The 3,694-nt window shown below is 66.8% G+C and carries 3 protein-coding genes; 1 reads left to right on the plus strand and 2 read right to left on the minus strand.

The features are described 5' to 3' along the window. Positions 1 to 1,764: efflux RND transporter permease subunit (locus A3764_RS06135; protein WP_150122088.1), on the minus strand; the 1,764-nt coding region annotated here is incomplete at its 3' end. Beyond that, complete coding sequence (locus tag A3764_RS06140; RefSeq protein WP_067925185.1) at positions 1,761 to 3,029, minus strand: efflux RND transporter periplasmic adaptor subunit; 1,269 nt, start codon at positions 3,027 to 3,029, stop codon at positions 1,761 to 1,763. The genes A3764_RS06135 and A3764_RS06140, both read right to left, overlap by 4 nt. 246 nt (positions 3,030 to 3,275) lie before the next feature. On the opposite strand from A3764_RS06140, the gene A3764_RS06145 reads away from it, so the two are divergent. After that, a partial coding sequence (locus A3764_RS06145) for a tetratricopeptide repeat protein (RefSeq protein ID WP_150122089.1) occupies positions 3,276 to 3,694 on the plus strand: 419 nt, incomplete at its 3' end.

The raw sequence follows: 3,694 nt of genomic DNA on the forward strand, positions 1-3,694 counted from the left end.
CAAGGCGAAGGCCCCCAGCAGGAACAGCATCGCGCCGCCCAGAAGCAGCGTCATCAGCGCCGCTGCCGCGACCAGACTGGCGAAGACGACCGCGAAGGTCGGAATGACCGATCCAAGTACGTCCAGCCCGTCCATCGCCGCGAACCGCGCGCCCACTATCGCGAAAATGGGCCCGAAGAGCAGCGCCGGCCCCGCGATCATCGCCACCGCCACCGGAAAGAGCAGCAGATGCAGGTAAAAGGGCAGCCGGGCGATGCGCAGCATGTTGTCGGCCATCCAGCGTTCCAGCCGCCCGGTGACGCCGCCCATGACCGGCAGATAGATCAGCGCCACCACGAGGCTCGCGCTCAGCACGAAGATGAGCGTGACGGGAAGCATCCCCATGAACTCCCCCGGCACGCCGGGCCAGAACAACATGGGCAGAAAGGCACAGAGCGTCGTCGCGGTCGAAGAGATGATGGGCCAGAACATGCGCTTGGCGGAATCCACATAGGCGTGCATCGGCCCCACGCCTTCCTGCTGGCGCGCATCGGCGTATTCCACCACGACGATGGCCCCGTCGACGAGCATGCCCACCGCGAGGATCAACCCGAACATCACGATGTTGGAAATGGAGATTCCCATGAGCGCGAGAAAGGCAAAGCACAACAGGAACGAGGTGGGGATGGCGAAGCCCACCAGCAACGCGGCGCGGATACCCAAGGCCCCCAGCACCACGATCATCACCAGCGCCACCGCCGTCAGTACCGATCCAAGAAGCTGTTGCACCATGCTGTCCACGATCCGGCTCTGATCGTTGGAGGTGCCCACGGTGACCGCCGCCCGGAGGCCTTCGGGCCAGGCCGCGCTGCGGTCCTCCACGATGCGCCGCACTTCGGAGGCCGTGTCGATCAGGTTGAAGCCCTTGCGTTTGATCACCTGCAGGGCAAGCGTCTTTTCCCCATTGAAACGGGCGGTGCCCAGCCTGTCCTCGAAAGTGAGGTTGATGGTCGCAAGATCCCCCAGCGTGACCACACGGTCGCCGTTCGTCGTGACCGGCAGGTTATAGACATCCTCCGCCCCGGAGAAGGACGAGGGTATCTTGACCGCGAAGGTGCCCTGCGCGCTTTCGACCTCTCCCGCGGCGATAAGCTGGTTGTTGTTCTGCACCACCTGAATAAGCTCACCCGCGGTCACGTCATAGGCTTCGAGCCGCAGCGGGTCGATCACCACTTCGAGCATCTCGTCGCGGTTGCCTGCGATCCCGGCCTCCAGCACCGCGTCCAGTGCTTCGAGGTCGTCCTGCAGATCACGGGCAACGCGCGTCATGGTGCGTTCCGGCACGGGGCCGGTCAGGTTGACGATGATGATCGGGAATTCGGAGAAATTAATCTCCTTGATCAGATATTTCTCCGCCCCGTCGGGAAAGTTGGCTTCTGCCGTGCTCATGGCGTCGCGCACATCGGCCATGACCTTGGTCTTGTCCCAGCCAAATTCGAATTCCAGCGCCACCCCGGCGTAGTTCTCGGCGGCGGTGCCGGCCATGGATTTCAGCCCGTCCAGATCGCCCAGTTCCGTTTCCATCGGCTTGACCAGCAGCGTTTCGCTGTCCGCCGCCGAGATGCCGGGGAAGCTGACCGATACGAAGAGCGCCGGGATCTCGATGTCCGGCTCGCCTTCCTTGGGCAGGGTGGAATAGGCATAGGCCCCCACCACGAGGCTGAGCAGGATGAAGGCCAGCACCATGCGCGCCCGGCTGGCGGCCCAGTCTACGATGCCGCTCACTGGCCCACGTCCCGGCGGGTGGGGGTAACGCGCACCCCGGCGATGACGTATTCCTGCCCCAGCACGATGATGTCCGCCTCTTCCGGTAGGCCGGTGACCCAGACCCCTTCGCGGGTGTCACGGATCAGCGTGACCGGGGCGAAGGACACGACATCCTCCGCATCGACAAGGCGCAGGCCCAGCGTGCCTTCGTCGTTGAGCGTGAGGGCGGACTGGGGCACCAGATGCGCCGGGACGCCTTCGGCGGCGATGGCGATTTCGGCGGTCTGGCCGTCCCGGATCGTCAGATCGTCATTGGGTACCGCGATTTCCACGCGGAATGTGCGGGTGGTGGGATCGGCGGAGCGGGACAGGAAAGTTACCTTCCCCTCCAGCTCGCGGTCCCCCGCGGCAAGCCGGGCGCGCGCCGGGGCGCCGAGGGACACGTGATCCACCTCTGTTTCGGGAACGAAGGCCACCAGTTTCACCGGGTTGAGCTGGATGATCGTCGCACAGAGCGCACCGGGCTGCAGCAGACTGCCCAGTTCGGCGGTATCGCTTTCCAGAAGCCCGTCGAAGGGGGCGGAGATGGTGAGGCGGGCGATCTCCTTTTCCGCAGCGGCGAGGGCGGCGCTGGCGGCCTCAATCCCTGATCGCGCGGCGCTCAGCCCGGCGTCCGCCGTGCTGACCCCGGCGCGTGCCGCGGCGACGGCGGCATCGGCCCCCGCCACCCGGGTCTGGGAGGCGAAGCCGTCTTCGATCAGCCGGGTGGCCGCGTTCTGCGCGATCAACGCCTCGTCGAGCCGTGCTTTTGCTTCTTCCACCCGCGCTTCTGCCTCGGGCACGCGGGATTGTGCCTCGGCCAGCCGGGCGCGGGCTTCGGTCACGGTGTTTGCGCGCGTGCCGGGATCCAGCACGCAGAGCGCATCACCGGCCGAAACGGTCGCCCCCTTGCGCAGCGGTTCGGACACCACGGTCGCCGAGGTTTCGGCGCGGACATCGACCTGCCGGGCCGCCGTGGTCTGCCCCCGCAGCACGACCGCGCTGTCGATGGTCCGGGCGGTCGACCCCTGCACCACGACCTTCACCAGCCGGTCAGCCCCGTTCCCGGCGGTGGGGGCATTGCCTACCGTGGGAGCGCCCCCCGCTTCATTTGTGAGCTGTGCAGGCGCCGTCGCCTCCTCCGCACCCATCCCGAGGGCGGCGAGCAGGGCGGGCCGCTCGAATACGACCATGTAGAGGGCGAGCGTCACCGCAAGTGCCGCGATGATGGAAAAGACGCGCATTTCGATCCCCCACTTCCAGATCGTTCGGGGCCGAAGGCGCGGCCCCACCTGCGTTTAGCCCAGAACCCGCGCCCTGACCAGTTTTTGGCGCCCGATTCCGCCCTCGATGCGACATTTGGCGACAGGATCTGCCCGGTTTTCAGCCTCCGCGCGGGGCCGGGGCGACCCTTCGCCGTCCGCTTGCCCTTGGCTTGCCCCCGGCGGCACGCTATGACGTGCGAAATCAAGCCCCGGAGACCAAGCCGCATGAGCGATACCGACAGCTTTATCGACGAAGTGAACGACGAGGTCCGGCGCGACAAGCTGTATCGCCTGATGCGCCGCTACGGCTGGATCGCGGTGGTTGCCATCCTGCTCATCGTCGGTGGCGCGGCCTGGACCGAATACCAGAAAGCACAGGAACGCGCGAAGGCCGAAGCGCTGGGCGATGCGATGCTGGCCGCCCTGCGGGCGGACGATCCGGCCACCCGGGCCGCCGCGCTGGACAAGGTAACCACGCAGGACGGCGCTTCTGCCGCCGTGCTGGCCCTGCTGCGCGCCGCCGAACAGGCCGAGGCGGGCGAAGATGCCGCTGCCGCGCAAACGCTGGATGCAGTCGCCCTGTCGCCGGAAATCCCCGAAATTTACCGCGAGATCGCGCGGTTCAAGGCCGTGACGCTGCGCGG

This window comes from Sulfitobacter sp. HI0129 (genome assembly GCF_001635395.1).
In the GTDB taxonomy this organism is placed as follows: domain Bacteria; phylum Pseudomonadota; class Alphaproteobacteria; order Rhodobacterales; family Rhodobacteraceae; genus Sulfitobacter.

What these genes read in the sequence shown, in the direction of transcription:
- A3764_RS06140 (WP_067925185.1), bottom strand. Translation starts at nt 3,029, where the DNA reads ATGCGCGTCTTTTCCATCATCGCGGCACTTGCGGTGACGCTCGCCCTC.